This window comes from Sphingomonas nostoxanthinifaciens (genome assembly GCF_019930585.1).
Taxonomy (GTDB): domain Bacteria; phylum Pseudomonadota; class Alphaproteobacteria; order Sphingomonadales; family Sphingomonadaceae; genus Sphingomonas_I; species Sphingomonas_I nostoxanthinifaciens.
The window spans coordinates 2,964,909-2,989,406 of record NZ_CP082839.1; the positions used below are offsets into that span (position 1 = coordinate 2,964,909).

The 24,498-nt window shown below is 67.7% G+C and carries 22 protein-coding genes; 11 read left to right on the top strand and 11 right to left on the bottom strand.

The features are described 5' to 3' along the window. Positions 1-67: 67 nt before the first annotated feature. Positions 68-1,270, bottom strand: a complete 1,203-nt coding sequence (locus tag K8P63_RS13855; protein ID WP_223796611.1) for a M24 family metallopeptidase — start codon at positions 1,268-1,270, stop codon at positions 68-70. Next, the gene (locus K8P63_RS13860) at positions 1,267-2,547 is read right to left on the bottom strand and encodes an NAD(P)/FAD-dependent oxidoreductase (protein ID WP_223796612.1); all 1,281 of its coding nucleotides are present in this window, start codon (positions 2,545-2,547) and stop codon (positions 1,267-1,269) included. Before K8P63_RS13860 ends, K8P63_RS13855 begins: the two co-directional genes overlap by 4 nt. Positions 2,548-2,599: 52 nt before the next feature. Here K8P63_RS13860 and K8P63_RS13865 point away from each other — a divergent pair, with 52 nt between their 5' ends. From K8P63_RS13865 to K8P63_RS13880, 4 genes are read left to right on the top strand one after another with little or no spacing between them, the layout of a single operon-like run. Further along, entirely contained in the window at positions 2,600-3,523 is a 924-nt protein-coding gene (locus K8P63_RS13865; RefSeq protein WP_223796613.1) for a dihydrodipicolinate synthase family protein, read from the top strand. Next, complete coding sequence (locus K8P63_RS13870; protein ID WP_223799830.1) at positions 3,523-4,521, top strand: 4-hydroxyproline epimerase; 999 nt, start codon at positions 3,523-3,525, stop codon at positions 4,519-4,521. The genes K8P63_RS13865 and K8P63_RS13870 overlap by 1 nt, the downstream gene beginning before the upstream one ends. Positions 4,522-4,528: 7 nt before the next feature. Continuing rightward, positions 4,529-5,176, top strand: coding sequence for a GntR family transcriptional regulator (locus K8P63_RS13875; protein ID WP_223796614.1), 648 nt, complete (start codon positions 4,529-4,531; stop codon positions 5,174-5,176). 10 nt (positions 5,177-5,186) lie between these two features. Beyond that, the gene (locus tag K8P63_RS13880) at positions 5,187-6,623 is read left to right on the top strand and encodes an amino acid permease (protein ID WP_398287652.1); all 1,437 of its coding nucleotides are present in this window, start codon (positions 5,187-5,189) and stop codon (positions 6,621-6,623) included. 88 nt (positions 6,624-6,711) lie between these two features. Here the strand turns inward: K8P63_RS13880 and K8P63_RS13885 are convergent, their stop codons facing one another. After that, positions 6,712-8,334: an amidohydrolase family protein gene (locus tag K8P63_RS13885; RefSeq protein ID WP_223796615.1), complete on the bottom strand. Its 1,623-nt coding sequence runs from the start codon at positions 8,332-8,334 to the stop codon at positions 6,712-6,714. A gap of 63 nt (positions 8,335-8,397) precedes the next feature. Between K8P63_RS13885 and K8P63_RS13890 the strand changes: the two genes are divergently transcribed. From K8P63_RS13890 to K8P63_RS13915, 6 genes are all read left to right on the top strand, one after another. After that, positions 8,398-9,882, top strand: coding sequence for an amidohydrolase family protein (locus tag K8P63_RS13890; RefSeq protein ID WP_223796616.1), 1,485 nt, complete (start codon positions 8,398-8,400; stop codon positions 9,880-9,882). Further along, positions 9,879-10,328: a YybH family protein gene (locus K8P63_RS13895; RefSeq protein ID WP_223796617.1), complete on the top strand. Its 450-nt coding sequence runs from the start codon at positions 9,879-9,881 to the stop codon at positions 10,326-10,328. Before K8P63_RS13890 ends, K8P63_RS13895 begins: the two co-directional genes overlap by 4 nt. A 24-nt stretch (positions 10,329-10,352) precedes the next feature. After that, positions 10,353-10,838: a DUF2938 domain-containing protein gene (locus K8P63_RS13900; RefSeq protein WP_223796618.1), complete on the top strand. Its 486-nt coding sequence runs from the start codon at positions 10,353-10,355 to the stop codon at positions 10,836-10,838. Between the two features lie 116 nt (positions 10,839-10,954). Then, positions 10,955-11,899, top strand: a complete 945-nt coding sequence (locus K8P63_RS13905) for a PEPxxWA-CTERM sorting domain-containing protein (RefSeq protein WP_223796619.1) — start codon at positions 10,955-10,957, stop codon at positions 11,897-11,899. A 176-nt stretch (positions 11,900-12,075) separates the two neighbouring features. Next, positions 12,076-12,831: a PEP-CTERM sorting domain-containing protein gene (locus tag K8P63_RS13910; protein ID WP_223796620.1), complete on the top strand. Its 756-nt coding sequence runs from the start codon at positions 12,076-12,078 to the stop codon at positions 12,829-12,831. Positions 12,832-12,959: 128 nt separating this feature from the next. After that, the gene (locus K8P63_RS13915; RefSeq protein WP_223796621.1) at positions 12,960-15,557 is read left to right on the top strand and encodes an HWE histidine kinase domain-containing protein; all 2,598 of its coding nucleotides are present in this window, start codon (positions 12,960-12,962) and stop codon (positions 15,555-15,557) included. Positions 15,558-15,615: 58 nt separating this feature from the next. Here the strand turns inward: K8P63_RS13915 and K8P63_RS13920 are convergent, their stop codons facing one another. From K8P63_RS13920 to K8P63_RS13935, 4 genes are read right to left on the bottom strand one after another with little or no spacing between them, the layout of a single operon-like run. Then, positions 15,616-16,722 (bottom strand): alpha/beta fold hydrolase, encoded by a 1,107-nt coding sequence (locus K8P63_RS13920; RefSeq protein ID WP_223796622.1) that lies wholly within the window; start codon positions 16,720-16,722, stop codon positions 15,616-15,618. Positions 16,723-16,774: 52 nt separating this feature from the next. Beyond that, positions 16,775-18,919: an ATP-binding protein gene (locus tag K8P63_RS13925; protein WP_223796623.1), complete on the bottom strand. Its 2,145-nt coding sequence runs from the start codon at positions 18,917-18,919 to the stop codon at positions 16,775-16,777. Positions 18,920-18,959: 40 nt separating this feature from the next. Further along, positions 18,960-19,166 (bottom strand): hypothetical protein, encoded by a 207-nt coding sequence (locus tag K8P63_RS13930; protein ID WP_223796624.1) that lies wholly within the window; start codon positions 19,164-19,166, stop codon positions 18,960-18,962. Next, a complete protein-coding gene (locus tag K8P63_RS13935; protein WP_223796625.1) occupies positions 19,163-19,330 on the bottom strand; it encodes a hypothetical protein in 168 nt (55 codons plus the stop codon). The genes K8P63_RS13930 and K8P63_RS13935 overlap by 4 nt, the downstream gene beginning before the upstream one ends. Between K8P63_RS13935 and K8P63_RS13940 the strand changes: the two genes are divergently transcribed. Further along, complete coding sequence (locus K8P63_RS13940) at positions 19,323-20,060, top strand: response regulator (protein ID WP_223799832.1); 738 nt, start codon at positions 19,323-19,325, stop codon at positions 20,058-20,060. The two genes, K8P63_RS13935 and K8P63_RS13940, sit on opposite strands and share 8 nt — an antisense overlap. Before the next feature lie 4 nt (positions 20,061-20,064). Here the strand turns inward: K8P63_RS13940 and K8P63_RS13945 are convergent, their stop codons facing one another. From K8P63_RS13945 to K8P63_RS13960, 4 genes are all read right to left on the bottom strand, one after another. Further along, on the bottom strand, positions 20,065-20,688 hold the full coding sequence (locus tag K8P63_RS13945) for an ATP-binding cassette domain-containing protein (RefSeq protein WP_223796626.1): 624 nt from the start codon (positions 20,686-20,688) through the stop codon (positions 20,065-20,067). After that, a complete protein-coding gene (gene modB, locus K8P63_RS13950) occupies positions 20,685-21,365 on the bottom strand; it encodes a molybdate ABC transporter permease subunit (RefSeq protein ID WP_223796627.1) in 681 nt (226 codons plus the stop codon). Before modB ends, K8P63_RS13945 begins: the two co-directional genes overlap by 4 nt. After that, a complete protein-coding gene (gene modA, locus K8P63_RS13955) occupies positions 21,365-22,111 on the bottom strand; it encodes a molybdate ABC transporter substrate-binding protein (RefSeq protein WP_223796628.1) in 747 nt (248 codons plus the stop codon). The genes modB and modA overlap by 1 nt, the downstream gene beginning before the upstream one ends. Before the next feature lie 63 nt (positions 22,112-22,174). Beyond that, the gene (locus K8P63_RS13960; protein WP_223796629.1) at positions 22,175-24,352 is read right to left on the bottom strand and encodes a TonB-dependent receptor; all 2,178 of its coding nucleotides are present in this window, start codon (positions 24,350-24,352) and stop codon (positions 22,175-22,177) included. Between the last annotated feature and the right edge of the window lie 146 nt (positions 24,353-24,498).

Sequence of the window (24,498 nt, forward strand, 5' to 3'; positions counted from 1 at the left end):
ATTCAGCACCGTCGAGAGGCGTGAAACCCTCCGAACAGAGGGGTGCCCAAAAAATGATTAAGATGGATTAACCGAATGGGCGATCGATCGACGGCGACGGCTGGGTGAACCAGCGCGGGCCGGCCTCGGTCATGTAGAAATGGTCTTCCAGCCGCACGCCGAACTGATCGGGCATCACGATCATCGGCTCGTTCGAGAAACACATGCCGACGCCCAGCGGCGTGCGATCGCCACGCACCAGATAGGCCGGCTCGTGGATCGACAGGCCGATGCCGTGGCCGGTGCGGTGCGGCAGGCCGGGCAGGCGATAATCCGGTCCCAGCCCGGCTTTCTCCAGCACCGCGCGCGCGGCATGATCGACATCCTCGCACGGGCGCCCGATCTCGGCGGCGGCGAAGGCGGCGGCCTGGGCCGCATGCTCCAGATCCCAGATGCGGCGCTGTTCGTCGCCGGGTTCGCCGAACACGTAGGTGCGCGTGATGTCGGACCAATAGCCGCCGATGATGCAGCCGGTGTCGATCAGCACCACCTCGCCCTCCGCCAGCGCGGCGTCGCCGGGCAGGCCGTGCGGGTAAGCGGTCGCCCGGCCGAACTGGACGATGACGAAGCCGTTGCCGCCGGGCGCGCCGATCTTGCGATGCGCCTCGTCGAGGAAGCGCACGACTTCGCTCGCGCGGATGCCGGGGCGCAGGATGCGCGCGGCGCGGGCATGCACCTCGATCGTCATCGACTTGGCCTGCTGCATCAAGGCGAGTTCGGCCGGCGACTTGTACATGCGGCAGCCGTCGACGATCGGCCCCGCCTCGACGAGATCGAGCGTCGGCCCGGCGCGGCGAATGCGCTCGACGAACAGGAAGGCCATCGCCGGATCGATCGCGAGGCGGGTCGCGCCGATCTCGCGCAGCGCCTGGGCCACCAGTTCGGCCGGATTCTCATCCTCCTCCCACAGGCGCAATTCGATCGGGAAGGCGAGGTCGGCCTCCAGCGTGCCCCGCTCGAAGCGCGGCGCGATCAGGATCGGCGCGCCGTCGCGCGGCAGCAGCAACGCCACCAACCGCTCGCTCTGCCCCCACGGCACGCCCGCGAAATAACGCAGCGATGCACCCGCGCCGATCAGCAGCGCGTCGGCACCATTCTCGCCCATCAGCCGCCGCGCGCGCTCGATCCGCGCCAGCCGTTCCTCCGCGGAGATTGCGGGCGCCGGATCGGCCCATGGCACGATCGCGTCCAGCTCCGCCTGTGCGGTCGAGCCGCCGATACCGTGCGTCATGCCTGTCCTCCGAAACGGTCGAGATCATAAGGGGTGAGATCGTAGGGCGGCGGCGTGCCATCGACGAGCGCCGCGACCGCCTCCGCCGTGGTCGCCGCCAGCGTCAGCCCGAGATGCTGGTGACCGAAGGCGTAGATCAGGTTGCCGGCGCGGCGGCTGGTGCCGATCGCCGGCAGATAATCGGGCAAGGTCGGCCGCGCCCCCATCCACTCGTTGCCGGGCAGGCCAAACGGCAGGCCGAGGCTCGCGACATGCGCGCGCAGCCGCGCCCATTTGCGGCGATCGGGCGGGCTGTCGACGCGCCCGAACTCGACAAAGCTCGCCGCGCGCAACCCCGAGCGGAAGCGCGTGACGATCATCGAGCGATCCTCGAACACCACCGGCGGCATGTCCTCCGGCCAGTCGGTCATGGGCGACTGGATATGATAGCCGCGCTCCGCCACGATCGGCACGCGCGCGCCGATCGTGGCGAGCAAAGCGCCCGAGCGCACGCCGGCCGCCACAACGATGCGATCGGCATCGAGCCGCGTGCCGTCCTCCAGCATCGCTGCCGCGCGGCCGCCCTCGATCGCCAGCCGCGCGACCCGCGCCACCCGCATCGTGCCGCCGCGTGCACGGAACCGCGCCTCCAGCGCGAGCGCGAGCGCCGGCAGGTCGGCGATCTGGCCGCTGCCGTCGAAGCGGATCGCGCCCGCGATCGGCGTCGTCGTGATCGCCGCGAGTTGCGCGCGTTCCGCCGCGGTCACCTCGCGAATGGTCGCCCCGCCAATATCCGTGGCGCGCCATCTCGCCAGCCCGGCGGCGGCGCTCGCGGGGGTTTCCCACAGCACGAAATGGCCGTCCTCGCGCAGCAGGTCGCGCGCTTCCGCTTTGTCGAGAAGCCGCCGCCACGCCGCCATCGATCCATCGAGCATCGCGCCGAGCGCGCGCTTGCCGGCGGCGAAGCGCGCGGGTGCGGCGGCAGCGATCAGGCGGCGGGCAAAGGGCAGCCACGTCGCCACCTCGGCCAGCGGCAAGCCGACCGCGCCGCCGCGCCAGAACAATCGCTTCAGCATCGACCGCACGTTCGCGCGCGACGCCAGCGGCTCGACTTGCTCGACCGCGATATGCCCGGCATTGCCAAGCGACGCGCCGGTCGGCTGCGGATCAGGGTCGACCAGCACGACGCGGTGCCCGGCATCCTGGAGGGTCAGCGCGATGGCGCGCCCGACGACGCCTGCCCCGACGACGAGCACCGATTGCGAAGCTGTTGGAAAGCGTGAGATTGGCTCTGGCATAAGCCCGCCTTATATCGTATACGATTTCCAAACAACGAAGGAAATCGCAGGAATGACTAGCACGAAGACGCTGTGGACCGGAGTGTACCCAGCCGCCACCACCCAGTTCGCCGAGGATCTCTCGATCGACTATGCCGCCACGCAGAACGTGCAGAGCGCGCTGATCGACGACGGCGTGGATGGCCTTATCATTCTCGGCACCTGCGGCGAGAACAATTCGCTCGAGCCCGACGAAAAGCGCAAGGTGCTGGCCGGCGCGGTCGAGGCATCTTCGGGCCGCGTGCCGATCGTCGCAGGCGTGTCGGAGTTCACCACCGGCCGCGCGATCCAATATGCCAAGGATGCCGAGGCGGCGGGCGCCGACGCGCTGATGCTGCTGCCGGCGATGGTCTACGTGCCCACCACCGACGAGCTGGTCGCGCATTTCACGATGGTGGCCGAGGCGACCAGCCTGCCGATCATGCTCTACAACAATCCGCCGGCCTATCGCGTCAGCGTCGATTTCGCGACGCTGGAGAAGCTGGAGAGCGTCAAGAACATCGTCTGCGTCAAGGAAAGCGCGCCCGATCCGCGCCGCTTCACCGACGTCATCAATCGCTTTGGCGATCGCTACACGGTGATGGCCGGTCTCGACGACATCGCGCTCGAAGGGCTGATGCTGGGCGCGAGCGGTTGGGTTTCGGGCCTCACCAGCGCCTTCCCAAGCGAATCCGTCCGGCTGGTCGCGGCGCTCGCCGAGGGCAAGTTCGAGGAAGCGCTGGCGATCTATCGCTGGTTCATGCCGCTGCTCCACCTCGATGCCGAGCATGACCTCGTCCAGTCGATCAAGCTCGCCGAGCAGATCATGGGCCGCGGGTCCGAGCGCGTGCGCATGCCGCGCCTGCCGCTCGCCGGCCAGCGTCGCGCCGACGTGATCGCGTGGGTCGAGAAGTGCGCGGCGACGATGCCGAGCAAGCAGGCGAAGCTGGCGGCCTGATGCGCCACACCTTCTTCTGCATCGACGGTCATACGCAGGGAAACCCCGTCCGCCTCGTGGCGGGCGGGGCGCCCCTGCTGCGCGGCGCATCGATGATCGAGCGGCGCCAGGATTTCCTGGAGCGGTTCGACTGGATCCGCACCGGCCTGTGCTTCGAGCCGCGCGGCCACGACATGATGTCGGGCGGCTTCCTCTATCCGCCGACGCGCGAGGATACCGACGTCGGCATCCTCTTCATCGAAACGTCGGGCTGCCTGCCGATGTGCGGTCATGGCACGATCGGCATGATCACGTTCGGGCTGGAGCATGGCCTCATCACCCCGCGCACCCCGGGCCAGCTGAAGGTGGAGGTGCCCGCGGGCATCATCGACATCGTCTACACGACCGAGGGCGACACGGTGACGTCGGTGAAGATCACCAACGTCCCCTCCTTCCTCGCGACCGAGGGGCTGCAGCTCGACGTGCCCGGCTTCGGCCCGCTGACGATCGACGTGTCCTACGGCGGCAACTTCTACGCGATCATCGAGCCCCAGGGCCCCTATAAGGGTCTCGACGATCTCGGCGCATCGCGCATCGTGGAGCTGTCGCGCACCATCCGCGCGATGCTGCAGGAGGTCTACACCCCGGTCCACCCGCTCGACGACCGCATCTGCGGCATCGGCCACGTGATGTGGACCGACGCCCCCAAGGGCGACGGCGCCGATGGGCGCAACGCCGTCTTCTACGGCGAGCGCGCGATCGATCGCAGCCCGTGCGGCACCGGAACCTCGGCGCGGCTGGCGCACCTCCACGCCAAGGGCCGGCTGAAGGTGGGCGAGCGCTTCGTCCACCAGAGCTACATCTGCTCGAGCTTCATCGGCAAAGTCGAGGCGGAAACGATGGTGGGCGACCGTCCGGGCATCATTCCGTCGATCGAGGGATCGGCAATATCCACTGGTTTCAACACCATCTGGATCGATCGGAAAGACCGCTTCTGGAATGGGTTTTCGGTGGTATGACGAACGAATGACCATCATCGTCCGCACCTTGTCCGACCAGCTTGTCGATCTCGTTCGCGATCGCATCCTGTCGGGCCAGGTGCTGGCCGATCAACCGATCCGTCAGGACGCGCTCGCCGGCGAACTGGGCGTCAGCAAGATCCCGCTGCGCGAGGCGCTCGCCCGGCTGGAGCAGGAGGGGCTGGTCCACAGCCTCGCCAATCGCGGCTTCTTCGTGCGCCCGCTCAGCGCCGGCGAGGCGACCGAGGTCTACGAGCTGCGCGTCAAGCTGGAGCCCGAGACGATGGCGCTCGCCGCCGAGCGCGCCAACGAGGCCGACCGCGTCCACGCCCGCGCGATGCTCGACACGATGTACGAAGCGCAGGGCGAGGCCGGCGACGGCGTCGGCGCCTATAACCGCGCCTTCCATCGCGCGCTGTACGCCCCGTCCCGGCAGCCGGTGACGATCAACATCCTCGACCGGCTGCAGGTGCTGTCCGAGCGCTACGTGCGCAAGCATCTTGAGCCGCTCGGCCGCGACGAACGCGCCAACCAAGAGCATCGCGACCTGATCGCGGCCTGGCTGCTGCGCGACGGGCCGACCGTTACCGCGCTGGCGCGCGCGCACAACCAGAAGACACTCGACGATCTGCGCCAGCAGCTCGTACAGCGATAAGGGGACGGCGTTGGCCAGCAGTTTCTTCGGACCGATCAAACGTATCGACCTGGCCCGCGACGAGGCCAGCCATAGTCTCCGGCCCTCGCTCTCCTGGCCCCACCTGATCGCACTCGGCGTCGGCGCGATCGTCGGCACCGGCATCTACACGCTCACCGGCGTCGGCGCCGAGCGCGCCGGCCCGGCAGTGATCCTCGCCTTCGCGGTGGCCGGCGCGGTCTGCGCCTGCGCGGCGCTCGCTTATGCCGAACTCGCGACGCTCATCCCCACCGCGGGCAGCGCCTACACCTACACCTATTCGGTGATCGGCGAGCGGCTGGCGTGGATCGTCGGCTGGAGCCTGATCCTCGAATATTCGCTTGCCTGCTCCACCGTCGCGGTCGGCTGGGGCGGTTATCTGGTCGGCTGGGTCCAGTCGGCCGGCATCACGCTGCCGCACGAATTGCTCGCGGGGCCGCACGGCGGCGGCATCGTCAACCTGCCGGCGGTGATCGTAAGCCTGCTGGTCGCCGGCATGCTGATGGCGGGCACGCGCGAGAGCGCGACGCTCAACATCGTCCTCGTCGTCATCAAGCTGGTGGCGCTGTCGGTGTTCGTGCTGTTCGCTGCGCCGGCCTTCCAGTCGGCCAACCTCCACCCCTTCATGCCATACGGCTTCGGCAGCCATGTCGAGGGCGGCGGCACCAAGGGTGTGATGGCCGCCGCCGCGATCGTGTTCTTCGCCTTCTACGGCTTCGACGCGGTCGCGACCTCAGCCGAGGAAGCGAAGAATCCGGGACGCGATCTCACCATCGGCATCGTCGGATCGATGGCGGTGTGCACGCTCATCTACATGGCCGTCTGCTTCGCCGCGATCGGCTCGATGCACTATACGCAGCTCGCCAATTCGCCCGAGCCGCTGGCTTTGGTGCTGCGCACGCTGAACCACCCGCTGGCCTCGCACCTCGTCGCGCTCGCAGCGTTGATCGCCCTGCCCTCGGTCATCCTCGTGATGATGTACGGGCAGAGCCGCGTCTTCTTCGTGATGAGCCGCGACGGCCTGCTGCCGCCGCTGCTGGCGCGCGTGTCGAAGCGCACCGGCACTCCGGTCATCACCACCGGCCTCACCGGCGTGTTCGTGGCGGCGGTGGCGGGCTTCTTCCGGCTGGACGAGATTGCCGAGCTGGCCAATGCCGGCACACTGATGGCGTTCATCGCGGTCGGCCTGTGCGTGATGATCCTGCGCAAGAAGCGACCGGATCTGGTGCGCATCTTCAAATGCCCGTTCCCGTATGTCGTGGGAACGCTGACGGTGCTGGGCTGCCTCTATCTGATGATCAGCCTGCCGGTGATGACGCTGGTGCGTTTCGTCCTGTGGAACGCGATCGGGCTGGCCTTCTACTTGGTATACGGGCGCAGCCGCAGCATCGCCGGCAACTCCGCCTCGTCGAACGGCAGCATCAATTGACGCGATGCGCTCGTTCCGGCCAACACCGGAACGAGCGCATCGAGAACGCGACCGGGGGTGAAACGCCCCCGGTCGACATCACGCTTGGTCATCGTGTGAAGTCCACGCTTTCGATCTTCATCGGTCCCTGCGGCAGGCCGCGATCGGTCTTGGCCTTCGCCACCATGTCGCGCACTTCCTTCCGCAGCACGGCGTCGTCGTAGATGATGCCGTCCTTGATCGTGTAGGCGATGCCGCCGACGCGCTCGGTCTTGCCGGTCGCATCGTTCAGGTGGAGCGTGCCGGTCGGGAACAGCAGCTTCAAGTTGGCGAGCGGATTGCCCTTCACCACCACCAGATCCGCCTTGCGGCCGACGCGGATGGTGCCGAGCTGGTCCTCGTGGCCGAGCAGCTTCGCGCCCTGCTGGGTCGCGGCATGGATCACCTCGAGCGGCGAGAAACCGGCCTCGCGCAGCAGCTCCAGCTCCTGCACATAGCCGAAGCCATAGAGGTTGTAGATGTAGCCGGCATCGTCACCCGCGGTGACCGTGCCGCCCTTATTCTTGTATTCGTTCACGAACTGCATCCACAGCCCGTAATTCTTGCGCCACGCCACCTCGTCCTCGGTGGTCCAGTCGAACCAGTAGGAGCCGTGGTTCGAGCGGCTGGGGCGGTAATAGTCCCACAGAGCCGGCATTGTGTAGTCGTCGTGCCACCAGGCGCGCATGTTGCGCATCACGTCGCGGCTGGTCATGTAGGCGACGAAGGTCGGGTCGAGCACGAAGTGTCGATCGAGCAGGGTCTGCATCACCTCTTCCCACTTCGGGCTGCCCGGCGGCGCGGTCTGCGCCCACAGCCGGCCGGATTCACCGAACCGCATTTCCTCGTCATTGGCGATGAAGTCGTTCGGCCAGGCCTGAACCGTCTTGTCGGTGAACATCGCCTCGGGCAGCCCGTACCAATGCTCCATCGAGGTGAGGCCATGCGCGCTGGTGGTCAGCACGTTGGCATATGCAACGCTCGGCTGGGCGTGATGCATCGCGGTCGGCAGGCCGATCTTCTTGGCCTCCTCGATCGCGGCGAACAGCACGTCCTCGGGCGCGCCGATGAACTTGATGCCGTCGGCGCCGCGCTTCTTCGCCTCGTCCACCGCAAGCCGTGCCTGCACGACGTCGTTCACCGGGGTCGTGCGGATGCTCTGGAAGAAGGGATAGACGTCGATCCGCGGCGCGACGATCTCGTTGCGTGCGCTGCGCTGCTTGATGTCGACGAGCCACTCGATCGGCCGCGCGCTGCCCACTTCGCGGACCGAGGTGATGCCGTTGATCATCCACAGCTTGAGGATGTAGTCGGACGGCACGCCCTGCGAATCGTCCAGCGTGTGCAGGTGGACGTGGCTGTCGATGAAGCCCGGCAGGACGTAATAGCCGGTCAGATCCAGCTCGTAATCGCCCTTCGCGGCGCGCGCTTTGTCGTTGATCGCGTGCGGCGCGCCGATCGTGCGGATTTCGGCGATGCGGTCGCCCGACAACACGATATCGACCGGGCCTTGCGCAGGTGCGCCGGTGCCGTCGACATAAGTGACGTTGCGCAGGATGACGCGATTATAAGGACCGACGCCTTCGGTGCGGCGCGGAATGGGATCGGGCGTGGCCGCGGGCAACGCCCCCGGCACGATCGTGGCAAGTGTCAGCGCAAGCGCCGCCGTGGAGCGCAACAGCTTTCCGACCATATATTCCCCCTTATTCTTGCAGGTCGTATACGAAATACGAATCGGGGGAGGCAAGCGTTAACCATGCGTGTCAAGCAAGTCGGGACGTTGTTTTCGTGCGCTCTGTTGAGCGTGTGCGGCACCGCCCGCGCCGCTGCCCCCGCCCCACGCCTCACCATTGCCAACGTCACCGTGATCGACGGCACCGGCGCCGCGCCGCAGCCCAACATGAGCGTGACGGTCGAGAATGGCCGCATCGTCTCGATCGGGCGCACCGCCGGCCGCCCGGCCAAAAGCGCGCGCGTGATCGACGGCACCGGGCGCTTTCTGCTGCCCGGCTTCATCGACAGCAATGCGCACCTGACCGTCTACGGCCAGCCATCGCGCCGCGACACCTCCGCCAAATATGGCGACCGTAACGAGGAACTGGCGCTGGAAGTGGCGCAACGCTCGCTGAAGGCGGGCGTCACCACCCTGATCGACAGCTACGGCGTGCTGCCGCCGTCGATCGTCGTGCGCGACAAGATCAATCGCGGCGAACTGACCGGATCGCGCCTGCTGCTCGCGGGCAACATCCTCGGCTGGGGCGGCACATTCTCGCTCACCTTCTCGCTCACCAAGCCCAGCGACCTGTCGGTCTTCCAGGAGAAATGGAACGACCTGATGACGCAGGGCATGGGCGAGGAGATCATGGACATGACGCCCGACGAGCTGCGCGTCGCGATGGACCATTATCTCGACAAGGGTGTCGACGTCGTCAAATATGGCGGCACCAGCCACTTCCTGCGCCCGTCGCTGATCGGCTTCTCGCCCGCGCAGCAGGCGGTGATTGTCGAGGAGGCGCACAAGCGCCACGTCCCCGTCCAGACCCACGCCACCAGCCCCGAGGGGCTGCGGCTGGCGGTGGAGGCCGGGATCGACCTGATCCAGCATCCCGAGCTCAACAGCCGCGACCTGCCCGATCCGCTGGTGAAGGAGATCGTCGATCGCGGCACATTGTGCGGGATGCGATCGAACCTGTTCACCGGCGACGTCCGCACGGCGCACCTCGCGCGTCGCGCCGCCGCCGAGGCCGCCATCACGAAGATGGGGCCGCCCGAGACCGACGCCGAGAAATGGCGGCGCTACGACATGGTCGAGGAGATGGACGACATCCAGTATCGCAACGCGAAGAAGCTGATCGCCGCCGGCTGCCGCGTCACCCCCGCCACCGACAGCTATCTGGGCGACGCCCCCGAATTCCGCCGCGTGCCCAAGACCGACGAGGCTGAGCCCGGCATGGGCACGATCCGCGCAATCGAGGGCTTGGTCGAGCTCGGCATGACGCCGATGCAGGCGATCGTCGCCGCGACGAAGAACGGCGCCGCCTCGGCCTATCGCTCGCAGGATCTGGGCACGGTCGAGCCGGGCAAGATCGCCGATCTCGTCCTGATCGACGCCGATCCGCTGGCCGACATCCGCAACATCGAGAAGGTCGATGCGGTGATCGCGCAGGGCCGCACGGTCGATCTCGCCGCTCTGCCCGAACACCCCCTCTTCTACCGCAAGCCCGCAGGAGCCGCGCAATGATCGGCCTCGTCCCCGTCATCGCAGTCTCCGCCGCACTCGCCGCGCCCACGGCGGCACAGGAGAAAGCGGCGATCGCGCAGGTGATCGCCGACATGGAGGCGGCGTGGAACCGCGCGGACTTTCGCGGCTACATGGCGGGCTTCCAGAATCCGGGCGTGATGTTCGTCTCCAACGGCCGCATCCAGCGCGACTGGCAGGGCACGCTCGACCATTATATCCGCGATTATGGCGGCGATCCCGCGCGGCGCGGCACGCTCCACTTCCGCGACCTGCAGATCGACCTGCTCGCCCCCGATGCGGCGCTGCTGGTGAGCCATTATCACCTCGAACGGCCCGATCATCCGCAGGAAGGCGTCAACACCCGCCTGTTCCGCAAGATCGATGGCCGCTGGGTGATCGCGATGAACCATGTCTCCAGCTACGAGATGCACGTTCCCGCGAAGTGACGATGCAGCGGCCAAGGAGTTGAGATGATCGAGCGCCTGATCGTGGACGGCCTTGTGATGGGCCTGTGCGCGACGTTCCTGATGGACCTGTGGGCGTGGTTCGTCGCTGCGCTGCCAGGGCAGGCCGCGGTCAACTGGGCGCCGGTCGGGCGCTGGGTGTGCCATCTGCGTAACGGCCGCTTCGCCCACGACAATATCGGCACCGCGTCGGCATACGCGCACGAAAGCATGATCGGCTGGCTGTTCCATTATGCGGTCGGGCTGGCCTACGGCGTGATCTTCGCACTGCTCGCGGGCGAGGGCTGGCTCCGGCATCCCTCCTTCCTGCCGGCATGGCTGTTTGGCATCGTCACGGTCGGCGCGGGCTGGTTCATCCTCCAGCCGGCGCTTGGCCTAGGCTGGGCGGCGGGCAAGCGCCCCAACCGCTGGCAGATCCGCCTGCTCAACCTCGCCGGCCATACCGTCTTCGCGCTTGGCCTCTACGGTGGCGCGCTGCTGCTCCAGTCCTGAAAATGTAAACGCGCCGGGAATAAAAGTCCGGCGGCAGCGATCCTCTTGACGACCCCCCAGTCGCACGCGGCATCGCCATGTCTGCTGCTCCGGGGCATCGCAAAGGGAGAATTGCCATGTCGCCTGATCGTGCTTCGCTGCGGACGCTCGCTTTGCCCGCCCTCGCCATGACGACCGCCTTCGCGGCGACCGCGGCCAGCGCCACCAACGAACAATATCAGGTGTATGCGCTGTCATGCAGCCCGTACATCGTCGGCGGCTGCGAGCAGCAGACGGTGACGACCGCGACCGCGGGCCTGAACATCGGCGGCGCCTTCGCCTCGGCCGGAGGGTTCGGCGGCGGCTTCGCGATGGCGTCGTCCGGGTTCGAGCCCGGCGCGCCCACGCTGCTGGAGGACGGCCTCTATCGTGAAGGCTCGATCGGCTACATGACCTATTCGTTCCAGGTGAAGGGCGCGCCCGATACGCTGGTGCCGCTGCACATGATCGGCAGCGTCTCGGTCAGCCCGATCCGCCTGACCAACGGCAGCGGCGTGGCGACGCTGGTCGATGGCGCGCCCGGCCCGGCGCCGTCCGACCAGTTCAGGATCGTCGGCTCGGCGACGCTTCAGGTTAGCGCCTCGGTGCTCACGCCCTACCCGGACAGCGGCGCGTCGGCATCGTTCGAGTCGATCTACGATCCGCGCGGCTACACCTATTGCAGCAATTGCGGGGGCGGCGGCGCCTCGTTCGACAAGACCGTGTGGGTCTATTCCAATTCGGACATCAACGTGACGCTCAACACGTCGACGTTGCTTGAATTCACGTCCTACGGCAGCGGCAATGGCACCACCGTGTTCGGCTCGGTCGAGGCCGAGACCGATCCGGTCTTCTCGATCGACGATCCGGCTTATTCCGCCTTCACCGTCGTCGGCGTGCCCACCGGCTCGCCCCCGCCCGGCGCGGGCGGCGGCAGCGGCAGCGTGCCCGAACCCGCCTCGTGGGCGATGATGCTCGCTGGCTTCGGCCTTGCCGGTTCCAGCATGCGGACGCGCAAGCGGCAGGCGGCGCTGGCTGCCTGAGCGACGGGGCGGCGCCATGGAAGAGCCGCCCCGCCCCACCTCCGGCGGCTCGATCGACTGGCGTCGAGCCGCAGATGATCCTGTTTGAACAAAGAATTGCTCCAGGTTGGAGCAAGCGTGGGAGGTGGATGTCTATTCAGGTATAAGGGCCGCAAGACCGTAACGGGAGAGTCGCCATGACGATCACACGGTACTTGTTAGCGCTCTTATGGCCAGCTGCACTGGCGATCGCATCCCCGGCCGACGCCACAATCTACATCGTACAGATTACCGGCGGGGTCATTTCGACGATCGGCGACACGTCGACGATCGGAAAGATCGCGCTCAAGGATCCCGTCACATTGACGCTTCGGCTGGACGATGCGGTTCCGGGTGCGATGATCTCGGACACGTCGCTGTTCGGCGCGCCCTCGCCGTCCGGCTCGCTTCCGTCCATAACGCCGGTGACGGCGACGCTCACGATCAACGGCATCGCTTATTACACGATGACCAACGCCCTGAGCGCGTACAGTAATTATGGCGGCGACATCTTCGCCGCAACGTCGGATCATGTGGTGATTCCCGGCACGTTCGATGGTCATATCGACACGATCGAGCTCGATACCGGAAACGAGATTTCCATGACTCCCGTCGCCAAGAGCGACAATTTCAGGGAAGAAGGCTCCTGGTATTTCGGGCCCTACAATACCGGTGATCTCGAGCGGGAAACCGGGATCGGCGCGACTTCGGTTGGACCGGATTATGCGCTGACGATCGTCGAGTTCGGCTTTCACTATGTGACGGTCTATAAGGAGGGCGACCCGGTTCCACCGCTCGGGTCCGGCTCCGTCGCGGTCCCCGAAGCCTCGACCTGGATGATGACGATCCTCGGCCTTGGTGTCGCCGGATCGTCGCTGAGGGCTCGCGGGCAGCGGCGCGCGATCGCCGTCTGAGGAGAAAAGACGCCGTCTTGCCAATAGGTTCTTGCCCGCGGGCCCGATAGTTCGATAGGCGCCGAAGCGCCCGCGCGGCGATCGGCAACTCAATGCCGGCCGTTGCGTTCATTCGTGGGCGTAATGACATGGCCTTCGGCCGATGGGCGACAGGGAATCACGTGGCAGAGTTTGATAAGGTCGATCTTACCAACTGCGATCGTGAGCCCATCCATCTTCTCGGCGCGATTCAGCCGGCCGGTTTCCTGATCGCCGTCAGCCGGGATTGGCTGATCGCACGCGTCTCCAAGAACATCCGCAATCTGCTGGGCTTCGATCCCGAGGATCTGATCGGCTCGCCGCTGGCGGATTATGTGCCGGCCAAGCTGCTGCACGATCTGCGCAACCGACTGTCCTATCTGTCGGAACCCGATATGGTCGAACGGCTGTTCGGCCGGCAGATCGGTGCGTCGGGCCAGTCATACGACGTCGCGATCCATTATTCGGGCGGCCAGATCGTCATCGAGGCCGAGGCCGGCACGCCCGGCGACGAGGTGTCGATCTCGGTGCGCGCGATGATGTCGCGCCTCGACCGCACCAAGGATCTCGCCGCTTTCTATCGCGAGGGTGCGCGCCAGGTGCGTTCGTTGCTCGGCTACGACCGCGTCATGGTTTACAAGTTCGCGGCGAGCGGTGACGGCGAGGTCGTTGCCGAAGCGTGCAAGTCCGGCATCGGCAGCTTCATGGGGCTGCATTATCCCGCCAGCGACATCCCCCGGCAGGCCCGCGCGCTCTACAAGCGCAACCTCGTCCGCGTGATCCGCGACGTCGCGTCGGAGCCCGTCCCGATCGTCCCGCAGATCGACGCCGCGGGCAACCAGCTCGACCTGTCGCTGTCGATCCTGCGATCGGTGTCACCGATCCACATCGAATATCTCAAGAATATGGGCGTCGCCGCGTCGCTCTCGATCTCGATCATCGTCGACGACGAGCTGTGGGGTCTGTTCGCCTGTCACAATTATTCGCCGCGATCGCCGACGTTCGAGCGCCGCTCGGTCTGCGAACAGTTCGCCGAGATGTTCTCGATGCGCCTCGAATCGCGCGAACGGCGCCTGATCGTCGATTATGAGCGGCGCGCGCGCGACATCTCCGATCAGCTGCTGGGGGCGGTCGCGTCGGACGAGACATTGCTCAACGATCCCGACTGGCTTGGCGACATATTGACGGGCGCGATCCCGGCGACCGGCGTCGGCGTGTGGATCAACGGCAACTTCGCCTTTTCGGGCACCACGCCGCCGACCGAGGATTTCCGCCGGATCGTGCGCGCGCTCAACGGTCTGGCGGCGGGACGGGTCTTCACGACCGACCATATCGGCGGTTTGGTCGAGGATGCCGGCCATTTCGCCGACAAGGCGGCGGGGATGCTCGCCATCCCGATCTCGCGCAGCCCGCGCGATTACGTGATCCTGTTCCGCTCCGAGATCAAACAATCGGTGCGGTGGGCGGGCGATCCGCACAAGCCGCTGGAATATGGCCCCAACGGCCCCCGGCTCAGCCCACGCGAGAGCTTTGCCGAGTGGCAGGAGAATGTGACCGGCCGTGCCGAGCCCTTCACCCTCTCGGAGGTCCGCGTCGCGGAAACGCTGCGCGCCACGTTGATCGAGGTGGTGCTGCGCTTGGCGGACGAGGCGGCGGCCGAGCGACGGCAGTCGACGGCGCGGCAGGAGATGCTGATCGCGGAACTCAACCACCGCGTTCGCAACATCCTCGGCGTGATCCGCGGATTGATCCGCCAGTCACAGCCCGACAGCCCGGAGGTGAAGGATTTCGTCCGGCTGGTCGACGGACGCATCCATGCCCTCGCGCGCGCGCACAACCAGATCACCGATGATCATTGGGGGCCAGCGCCGCTCCAGGCGTTGATCGACGCCGAGGCGGCGGCGTTCGCGGCGACGCGCGAAAGCGCGATCATCTCCAGCGGCGAGCCGGTGCTGCTCAACCCGCAGGCATATTCGTCGATGGCGCTCGTCGTCCACGAGCTTGTGACGAACTCGACCAAATATGGCAGCCTGTCGGGCGACGGCGAGGTGCATATCGACTGGTCGCGCAACGCCAACGGCGATCTGACCATCGTCTGGCAGGAGGTCGGTGGCCCGCCGGTGACGCCGCCCAAGCGGAAGGGCTTCGGGACCACGATCGTCAACCGATCCGTCCCCTACGATCTCGGTGGGGAGGCCCGGATCGATTATGCGCCCGACGGGGTGCGGGCCGAATTCTGCATCCCGTCCCGGCACGTATCGGAACCTAAGAGTTTCGCCGGCCCCGAAATCCGCGTGGCGCGCCCGAGCATGTCCAGCCAGCAACCGATCGACCCGTCACATTTCGGGCAGAAATCGGTGCTGCTGGTCGAGGACAGTCTCATCATCGCGCTGGATGCCGAGGATATTCTGGAGCGCTTCGGCGCGTCGGTCGTGACGGCATCGACGCCCGAGGCGGCGCACGCCATTCTCGACCACCAGCGGGTCGATTATGCGATCCTCGACATCAACCTCGGCGACCAGACCAGCTTCGGCGTGGCGGATCGCCTGAGGGAGCTTGGCGTCCCTTATTTCTTCGCCTCCGGCTATGGCGAACAGGCCAGCCTGCCGATGGACCATCGGTCCACTTCGGTCGTGCAGAAGCCGTACACGACCCACAATATCGCGCGCGGCATCGACGATCTGTTTCCGGAGGCGGTGCCCGACTGACGCGCCGCCGTGGGGCACCTTCCCCCAAGCGGCACATCTTCGTTACCGCGCCGGGCGCCTAGCCGCCGCTGCGCGCCAACAGCTCCACCAGATCCGTCTTCCAGTTGACCGCCCATGTGTGGGTGCCGTGGCCGTGGGTCTCGTCGCTTTCGGGGATCAGGCGGAAGCGCGCCTTCGGCCCCATCCGCTTCAGCGCCTCCTGCGGATAGGTGAAATTGCGCGGGTTGATGAAGTCGTCGGCCGAGTTGAGCCACATGAACGGCGTGGTGATCTTCTCGAGACCCGGCCACGGATCGTAGGTGCGTGAGCTGTCGAACTGATAGATCATGTCGTTGGCGTCGCGGGTCGCCATGTCCTTGGCGACCCGCTCGCGCGCCGCCGCCGTCGCCGCCTCGCGCGTGGGATAGAGCTTCTGGTAGTTGAGCGGTGCCGCACCCGCCACGACCGAGATTGACGAGCCGACGCGCAGGCCCATCGCCGGCTGCACCTTATACTCGCCGCCCATCCACGCCGGATCGGCCTCGATCCCGTCGATCAGCAACTGGCGCCACATGCGGTTGAGCCCGGCGATCGGCACCGGCTCGCACGCCATCGGCATGATCGCGCGCGCATAATCGGGATACATCTCGCCCCAGATGAAGCCGTGCATGCAGCCCATCGACGTGCCCATGATGAGCCGGGCATGCTTGATGCCCAGCCCCTCGGTCAGCAGCCGGTGCTGGAGGATGACCATGTCGTCATAGTCATATTTCGGGAAGCGCATGTGCAGGCCGTCCGACGGCTTGGACGAATGGCCGTGGCCGACATTGTCGGGCAGGATGATCCAATATTTGCGGATGTCGAGCGGCTGGCCGGGGCCGTACAATTCGTCGGCGAATTGCGGCGCGAGGAACTGGCGCCCGCTGCCGCCGGTGCCGTGCAGCACCATCACCGCATTGTCGATCTCGCCGGCGGCGTTGCGGTGCGGCTGGCCGAGCGTGGCGTAATGGATGCGCACCTGCGGCAGCGTCTCGCCCGAACGGAAACGATAGTCGCGCACGACGAAGTCGGCATCGACGATCGGCCATTTCGGCGTGGCTGGCGCTGCCGCGGCGGGCGACGCGATCGGCGCGGTGGGGGCGCCCGCCTGCAGGGCAAGAGCGGCGACGATCAGCGACAGCGACATGCGTTTCTCCTTGGGCGCCGATTCGTATACGGTCGACGCGCGAGGTCAACGCTCAGGCGGCGACCGGCCGATCATAAGCCAGCGGCACGCGGATCTGCGCGCGGAAGCCGCCGTCGGTCTGCAGCAGTTTGACGTCGCCGCCATGCGCGCGCGCGATCGAACGGCAGACGGCGAGGCCGAGGCCGCTGCCCGATTTATCCGAATTGCGCGCCGCCTCGCTGCGATAGAAAGGCTCGAATACGCGTTCCATCTCGTCCTCGGGCAGACCGGGGCCGTCGTCGATGATCTCGGCCACCGCCGTGTCCATGTCGGTGGTCAGGCGGATACGCGCGCGGTCGCCATATTTGACCGCATTCTCGAGCAGATTGTCGAGCAACCGGCGCATGCCGAGCACGTCGACCTCGACCGGGGCGGCATCGGCGCGCTCGATCGTCACGTCGCTGCCGACCAGCCGCGCATCCTCGACCACGTCGTCGACCAACGTGCGCAGGTCGAGCCGCTCGCGCGCGCCGGTGTTGGAGGCGTCGCGGATGAAGTCGATCACCTGCGCGATCATCGCCTCCATCTCGTCCACCTCCTCCAGCAGGCCGTCGCGCACGTCGTCCGCGTCGACGTCCTCGATGCGGAAACGCATGCGGGTGAGCGGGGTGCGCAGATCGTGGCTGATCGCGCCGACCATCGCGGTGCGATCGTCGACGAAGCTGCGGATGCGCCCCTGCATCAGGTTGAAGGCGTGCGCGGCGCGGCCGATCTCCGCCGGGCCGTCGAGCGGGCCGATCACGACCGAGGGATCGCGCCCGAGCTGCTCGGCCGCCTTGGCGAAGCGGTCGAGCGGCTTGACCAGCCGGCGCGCGAACAGCCAGCCGAACGGCGCGGTCACCGCCAGCGCGACCGCGAACCACAGCAGCACGCGACGCTGCCACGCATTCGGGAACGGCGCGGGCGCGGGCTGCACCACCGCCCACTTGCCGTTCCGAAGCTGCAAGGCGGCGACGAAATCGCCCTCGACGAATGGCGCCGGGGCGAGGCCGAACAGGCTGCGCTGCGACGGCGTTACCGCGATCGGCGGCCCGGCGGGCGCCTGCAGCCGCTCGGCGGGGATCGGCGGCGCCTGCTCGACCGACGGTGCGCCAAGCTGCGGCGCGGGTGCGGCGACGATCGCCGGCGCGGACACGACCGGCGGCGGAGCGAGATGCGGCGTCGGCTCGACCACCGCGCCGCTCGGCGCGCTTTCGGGCTGCGGCATCAGCAGCGGCGGCGCGATCCGCGGCGTCATCGCCGGCGCCTGGGTGGGCGGCAGCAGGGTCGAGGCATCCGGCAGCGCCTGGCGCATCAGCGGCACGCCACCCATGCCGATCGCGGGACCGATGCGGTCCGCGCCGGGCAGGCTGCGCGCCAGAGCCTCGGCACCGGTATTGACCTGCGCGGCGCGCGAGGCGGTCGCCGCCTGCGCCTGCGTTTGCGCCTGCACGGCGGTGGTGGCGCCGCGCAGCAGCTCCGGCACGGCCGCGCCATTGTCGCCGGGAATATAGACGCCGCCCGATCGCGGATCGACCGTGACGAGCGGTCCGGTATCGTGCCGTCCCCAATCGCCGGGCATGCGCGCGCCCTCGCGCACGCCGCCCGCGAACAGGCCCGGCGGGAAGGCATCGCGCGCCGGCGGTCGCATTGCGCGGCCGACCTCGCCCGCCATCGTGTTCGGGCGCATCGCCGCGGCGTTGGGCACGAACTGGGCGAGCTGCAGGTAAGCGGCGGGCCGCATCTGCGCGGAAACCGATAAAGCGAGCGGCGCGACCATGCCGTCGTCGGCCATCGCCAGCGTGGGCCGCGCGATCGCGGTGCCGGCGAACGGCAGCGGCGTGAAGAAAGCGAGGCTCACCCGCTCCGGCCCGACGCCGATCATGTGCGCAAGGTCGCGGCGCGAGCGTTCCGACACCAGCCAGCCCTGCCCGCTCACGTCGGGCGGCCCGGCCTGCACGACCCGCTGCAACCCGCGCGCGCGATTGGTGTCATCGTCATTGTCCGCCAGCGCGGCGGCGATCGCGTCGAGCCCATATTGCGGCGTCGGCGCCGGCGGCAGCAGCAAGGTCAGGAACAGGATGACGAGCTGCGCCACCACCAGCCCCGCCAGCAGCAGCGCCATGATCTGCAGCGCGAGCGGCGGCCCACGCCAGTCGAGGCGGCGTAGATATTTCATACGCCGCCGTTCATGCCACGAATGCGCCCCCCGATACAGCTCATGATGGCCAGGCGCGGTCCGTCGTAGCGGGGCGGGCAGCGGCGACCGCTGCGCCCTTGTGCGCGCTGGCGGGTGCGGCGGCGAGCGACAGCGCCACCCCCAGCAGCGTGCCCACCAAAGCGGCACCAATCTCGCCGATCAGCCGCAGGCGCCGGATGCGCGGGCTGGAGGGTTGGGCGGGCGACTGGGCCGACAGGATCTTCATGCTCGCCGTTTCGACCCCCGGCTTTGCAACCAGATTTCCGCGCTGTCGAAATCGCCGGCCGCGAATGGCGCGATCGGCGAGCGGTTGAAATCTTTGTGAAACATGCGCGGTACGTGGTTCTGGCATTCGGCGCGGATGAACGCCATCATGACCGACATGGACATCACCAAGCGCATCCTGATCGTCGATGACGACGCGGGCCTGCGCCGACTGATCTCGTCTTTCCTCGACAAGCACGGCTTCACCACCGAGACCGCCGCCAACCCGATCGAGATGCGCGAGCGGCTGGCGCAGGATCCGTACGACCTGATCGTGCTCGACGTGATGATGCCGCGCGAAGACGGCCTGTCGGCGCTGCGCTCGCTCCAGCAGGACGCGCCGCCGGTCATCATGCTCTCGGCGGTCGGCACCGACATCGACCGCATCGTCGGGCTGGAGATGGGCGCCGAGGATTATCTGGCCAAGCCGTGCAACCCGCGCGAGCTCCTTGCGCGCATCCGCACCGTGCTGCGCCGCCGGCAGAAGGAGGAAGGCGGCCCCTCCCCATCGCAGTCCGCCAATGGCGGCGAGGCGCGGCGCGGCCTGGCGTTTGCCGGCTGGCGGATCGATTTCGACGGGCGCATGCTCTACGATCCCGACGATCAGGTGATCTCGCTGACCGACGGCGAATTCCGCCTGCTGCGCGCCTTCGTCGAGCATCCGCGCCGCGTGCTGACGCGCGACCAATTGCTCGATTATGCGCGCGGCGAGGATAGCGAGCATTATGATCGCGCGATCGACGTCCAGATCAGCCGCCTGCGCCGCAAGCTGGGCGAAGGCCGGCAGGGCGCCGAACTGGTCCGCACCGTTCGCAACGAAGGCTATCTGTTCGTGCCTTCGGTGACGAAGGCCTGACCGGCTAGCCGATCCGCCCGGCGCGCATGTCGATCCGACGCGGGGCGAGCGCAGCGCCCTCGTCCGCATCGTGCGTCACCAGCAGCACGGGGATGCCGAGCATCGGCAGCATCGCGCGTAGCCAATCGATCAGCTCCGCCTTCGCCACCGCGTCGAGCGCCGACAGCGGCTCGTCGAGCAGCAGCAGGCGCGGCGACCCGACTAGAGCGCGCGCCAGCGCCACGCGCTGCGCCTCGCCGCCCGACAACGCGCCCGGACTGCGATCCAGCAGATCGTCTATTCCGGTGCGCGCGACGAGATCGGCAAGGTCGGCCGACGCCGCCGCACGCCGCGCGGCATAAGCGAGGTTGGCGCGCACGCTCCGGTGCGGCAGCAGGTTTGCGCCCTGGAAGACGTAGCCGACACGGCGACGGTGCGGGGGCAGGAACGTTCGCGCGTCCTGCCACGTCGCGCCCGCGATGGTCAGGTCGCCGCCGACCCGCTCAAGCCCCGCGAGGCAGCGCAGCAGGCTCGTCTTGCCGGCACCCGACGGGCCATCGATCCGCGTGACGCCCGCGTCGAGGTCGAACGCCGCATCCAGCGCCAGCGCGCCGATCCGGCCTGCCAGCCGCGCCGACAAAGTGCTCACGGCTTCACGCCGCCCAGCCGCCGCTCGACCAGCAGCAGCGCCAGCAATGCGACGAAGCCGAACGCGACCAATCCGGCGGCGATGCGGTGTGCCGCGCCATAATTCATGCTCTCGACCAGCTGGTAGATGCGGGTCGACAGCACCTCGGTCCGCCCCGGTACCGCGCCGCCGATCATCAGCACCACGCCGAACTCGCCGATCGTATGCGCGAACACGAGGATCGCGGCCGACAGGAAGCCGCGCCGGGCGAGCGGTGCCGCAACCGTCACGAACCGGTCGAGCGGCGCCGCGCCCATCGTCGCGGCCAGCTCGAGCAGGCGCGGATCGACCGCCTCGAACGCGGTGCGCAGCGGCTGCACCGCGAACGGCAGCGAGTAAAAGAGCGAGCCGATCACCAGCCCGGTGAAGGTGAAGGCGAGCGTGCGCACGCCGAACGCATGCAATGGCGTCATCAGCGGGCTGTCGGGCGCGACCGCCACCAGCACGTAGAAGCCGATCACGGTCGGCGGCAGCACCAGAGGCAGCGCCGTCACCGCGCCGATCGCCTCCTTCCACCACCGTCGCGACCGCGCCAGCCACCAGGCGAGCGGCGTCGCCAGCAGGAGCAGGAGGAAAGTCGTGACGAGCGCCAGCTCGACCGTGGTCGCGATCACCTGGCCGAGCGGGGATGCCTCCATCAGTGCGCGGCGTAGCCGTAGCGCTTGATGATCGCCAGCGCCGGGCGGCTCTTCAGGAAGCGCAGGAATGCCATTGCCGCCGGATTGGCCGCGCCCACCTTGAGCAATACCGCCTGCTGCGCGATCGGCGCGTGCAGCCGCGCGGGCACGATCCAGCGCGAGCCGCCGGGCACCGCGACGACCTGGCTCAGCGCGACGAAGCCCAGTTCGGCCGCGCCGCCGGCGACGAAATCATAGGCCTGGGTGATCGAGCTGCCCTTCACGATTTTCGGCTGGAGCGCGTCGTACAGGCCAAGCTTGCGCATCGTCTCGATCGCGGCGAGCCCATAAGGCGCGGCGGTGGGATCGGCGATCGCGAGCTTGTCGAACGTGCCGCGCGCCAGCACCGCGCCGCGCGCGTCGACCAGTCCGGGCTTGGCCGAATAGAGCACCAGCGTGCCGACCGCATAGGTGAAGCGGCTACCGGGGGCCGTCAGCCCGTCCGCCTCCAGCTTCGCCGGGCGGTCGGCATCGGCCGAGAGGAACAGCTCGAACGGCGCGCCATGCTCCATCTGCGTCGCGAACGCACCCGACGAACCGAACGACAGGATCGCACAATGCCCGGTCGCCTGCGCGAACGCCGCCGCAATCTCCTTGGCCGGTGCGGTGAAGTTGGCGGCGACGGCGACCTGCGTGTCGGCGGCCAGCGCGGGCACGGCGAGGCCGCCCAGCAGCAAGGCGAGCAATCGAAGGTAAGGCCGGATCATCGCGCGCTCCCGTCAGGCCGCGCCGCCTAACGCCGGACCCGTACCGATGTCCATATCGCCCAATCAGAGCCGATACTTTGCCCTCACCCCGAAGCTGCGCGGACGCCCCGGCGCGGCGATGTCGACGCCGCTCAAGAAGAAATTGCGGGTGAGGTCGTAATGCTGGTCGAGCAGGTTGCGCGCATAGACGCCGATGCTCCACGGTCCGCCGCGCGGGCCAAACGTGAGCGTGCCGTTGACCAGCCAGTAATCGGCGACGCGGAAGACCGGCCCGAGCAACACCGGATCCTGCGGGCCGTGATAGGCGTAATCGGCCTGCGCGGTCAGGTCGAAGCGGTCGAGCGGCATGCGATAGCTCGCCGATCCGTTGTAGCTCCAGTGCGGAAAGCCTTCGTCCTGCCCGGCGCGGCTGACGGTGCGTGTCGCACCAGCCGTGGTGGACGCGGTGATGTCGAGATCCTGGAAGCGGTCGAACTTGCCCTTGCGCCATGCGACGCCCTGGCTGATCGTCAGGCCCGGCAGCGGCGTCCAGTCGAGCTCGCCCTCGATGCCGTAGATGTGCGAGCGCGGCGCGTTCACGATCTTGCCGACCGCGCCATAGACCGGATCGTAGATCGCCGATTGCACCTGCTGGTTGCGATAATCGTAATAGAAGGCCGCGCCGTTGAGTCGCAGCCGGTTGCCGGCAAACTGGTTCTTCGAACCGATCTCATACGCATACAGCGTCTCGGGCCTGAACGGCGCGAGCTGGCTGGGGGTCAGCGTGTTGTAGGCGGTGAAGCCGCCCGATTTCACGCCCCGGCTCGCGCTGGCATACAGCAGCGAAGTGTCGGTCACGCGATATTCCGCCGCCGCCTTGCCGCTGACGCGGGTGTAAGCGAGCCGCGATGCGCCGCTGCCCACGCCGATCCCGGTTGCGGGCGCGGTGCTGGTCGTGAAATCGTCGAGCAGCCGCCGCTCATGCTCGACGCGCAGCCCGCCGGTGAGCGTCAGCCGCGACGTGACCGCATAATCGAGCTGGCCGAAGCCGGCGATCGTGCGCGCGCGCTGGCGGTACGAGGTCAAAGCGACGAAGCCGAGCGACTGCATGAAATCCGAATCGAAATGGTCGCGCAGCCGCTCGTCGGCATAATAAGCGCCGACGATCCAGCGCGTGCCGCCCGCGGCGGTCGATGCCAGCCGCACCTCCTGCGAGAAAGTACGCGCGCGGCTATTGAAGTAGGTGCCGGCATAGGCCAGCGCCGAGGCGTCCCAGTCATTATATTCGCGCCGGCGGAACTGCTCGTAGGCGGTGACGCTGGTCAGCTTGGCAGGCCCCAGATCGAGCGCGGCGGTGACATGGCCGCCCGCGGTGGTGTTGTCGCGGAACGGCTTGGCGTCGGTGCCGATACCCGTGACCGCCGCGAACTGGCTCGACCCGCCCCAGCCGGTGACGCGGCCATTGCTGGGATCGGCCGGGATCGTGCCGAGCGGCTGGAACAGGTAGAGGCCGGTCGCGTCGGACGTGTCGCGGCCATAATGCCCCTCGACCAGCAGGCTCAGCGCGTCATGATCGTAGGCGATCTGGCCGCGCACGCCGACGCGATCGGCATCGCCCAGGCTGCGGCCGGTCGCGCGATCATGCTGGAAGCCGCCGCCCTGCTCGGTCGCCGCCGACAGCCGCACCGCCAGCCCGCTGCCGAGGCCGCCCGAGACGAAGCCTTCGGTATGAAACAGGCCGAAGCTGCCATAATCCATGTCGATGCCGGCCGACGTCTGCTGGGTCGGGCGCGCGGTGGTGAAGCTGATCGCGCCGCCGGTGGTGTTGCGTCCGTAGAGCGTACCCTGCGGCCCGCGCAGCACCTCGACCCGGTCGAGATCGAACAGCATCCCCTGCGTCTGGATCGGGAAGGGCTTGGCGACCTCGTCGACATAGATGCCGACCGGCGAGGCGTTGTTCGAGGCGTAATCGTCGAAGCCGACGCCGCGCAGCCGGAAATTGGGCTGGCCGCCACCGAACGCCGGCACTGCCTCCAGGCCCGGCGTCTGGTACTGGAGCTGGTTGACGCTGGTCACGCCGCGCTGCGCCAATTCCTGTCCCGACAGCACCGACAGCGCGACGCCGATCGACTGCGCGCTGTCCGGACGCCGCTCGGCGGTGACGACGATGTCGGGCAGGCCGGATTCCTCGGTCGCCTGGGCCGCCACCGCGCCTTGGCCGAGCACGGCCGACAGCACGCCGACGCCGGCATAAACAGCCATTGAACCACGCATCCCGAACCCCTTCTGGCGCCGCCATCGGCGGCGATTTTGCGTAATGCGCAATCCCCTGCGTCGACAGCCGCCAAATCACAAGTGCATTTCGCACAGCGCATAATGCACTGGGCTTGACAGCCCGGCCCGATTAT

Bases quoted from the DNA above. Each gene is read 5' to 3' on its own strand.
- K8P63_RS13855 (WP_223796611.1), bottom strand. From the start codon at position 1,270: ATGACGCACGGTATCGGCGGCTCGACCGCACAGGCGGAGCTGGACGCG.
- K8P63_RS13860 (WP_223796612.1), bottom strand. From the start codon at position 2,547: ATGCCAGAGCCAATCTCACGCTTTCCAACAGCTTCGCAATCGGTGCTC.
- K8P63_RS13865 (WP_223796613.1), top strand. From the start codon at position 2,600: ATGACTAGCACGAAGACGCTGTGGACCGGAGTGTACCCAGCCGCCACC.
- K8P63_RS13870 (WP_223799830.1), top strand. From the start codon at position 3,523: ATGCGCCACACCTTCTTCTGCATCGACGGTCATACGCAGGGAAACCCC.
- K8P63_RS13875 (WP_223796614.1), top strand. From the start codon at position 4,529: ATGACCATCATCGTCCGCACCTTGTCCGACCAGCTTGTCGATCTCGTT.
- K8P63_RS13885 (WP_223796615.1), bottom strand. From the start codon at position 8,334: ATGGTCGGAAAGCTGTTGCGCTCCACGGCGGCGCTTGCGCTGACACTT.
- K8P63_RS13890 (WP_223796616.1), top strand. From the start codon at position 8,398: ATGCGTGTCAAGCAAGTCGGGACGTTGTTTTCGTGCGCTCTGTTGAGC.
- K8P63_RS13895 (WP_223796617.1), top strand. From the start codon at position 9,879: ATGATCGGCCTCGTCCCCGTCATCGCAGTCTCCGCCGCACTCGCCGCG.
- K8P63_RS13900 (WP_223796618.1), top strand. From the start codon at position 10,353: ATGATCGAGCGCCTGATCGTGGACGGCCTTGTGATGGGCCTGTGCGCG.
- K8P63_RS13905 (WP_223796619.1), top strand. From the start codon at position 10,955: ATGTCGCCTGATCGTGCTTCGCTGCGGACGCTCGCTTTGCCCGCCCTC.
- K8P63_RS13910 (WP_223796620.1), top strand. From the start codon at position 12,076: ATGACGATCACACGGTACTTGTTAGCGCTCTTATGGCCAGCTGCACTG.
- K8P63_RS13915 (WP_223796621.1), top strand. From the start codon at position 12,960: ATGGCCTTCGGCCGATGGGCGACAGGGAATCACGTGGCAGAGTTTGAT.
- K8P63_RS13920 (WP_223796622.1), bottom strand. From the start codon at position 16,722: ATGTCGCTGTCGCTGATCGTCGCCGCTCTTGCCCTGCAGGCGGGCGCC.
- K8P63_RS13925 (WP_223796623.1), bottom strand. From the start codon at position 18,919: ATGAAATATCTACGCCGCCTCGACTGGCGTGGGCCGCCGCTCGCGCTG.
- K8P63_RS13930 (WP_223796624.1), bottom strand. From the start codon at position 19,166: ATGAAGATCCTGTCGGCCCAGTCGCCCGCCCAACCCTCCAGCCCGCGC.
- K8P63_RS13940 (WP_223799832.1), top strand. From the start codon at position 19,323: ATGGACATCACCAAGCGCATCCTGATCGTCGATGACGACGCGGGCCTG.
- K8P63_RS13935 (WP_223796625.1), bottom strand. From the start codon at position 19,330: ATGTCCATGTCGGTCATGATGGCGTTCATCCGCGCCGAATGCCAGAAC.
- modB (WP_223796627.1), bottom strand. From the start codon at position 21,365: ATGGAGGCATCCCCGCTCGGCCAGGTGATCGCGACCACGGTCGAGCTG.
- modA (WP_223796628.1), bottom strand. From the start codon at position 22,111: ATGATCCGGCCTTACCTTCGATTGCTCGCCTTGCTGCTGGGCGGCCTC.
- K8P63_RS13960 (WP_223796629.1), bottom strand. From the start codon at position 24,352: ATGGCTGTTTATGCCGGCGTCGGCGTGCTGTCGGCCGTGCTCGGCCAA.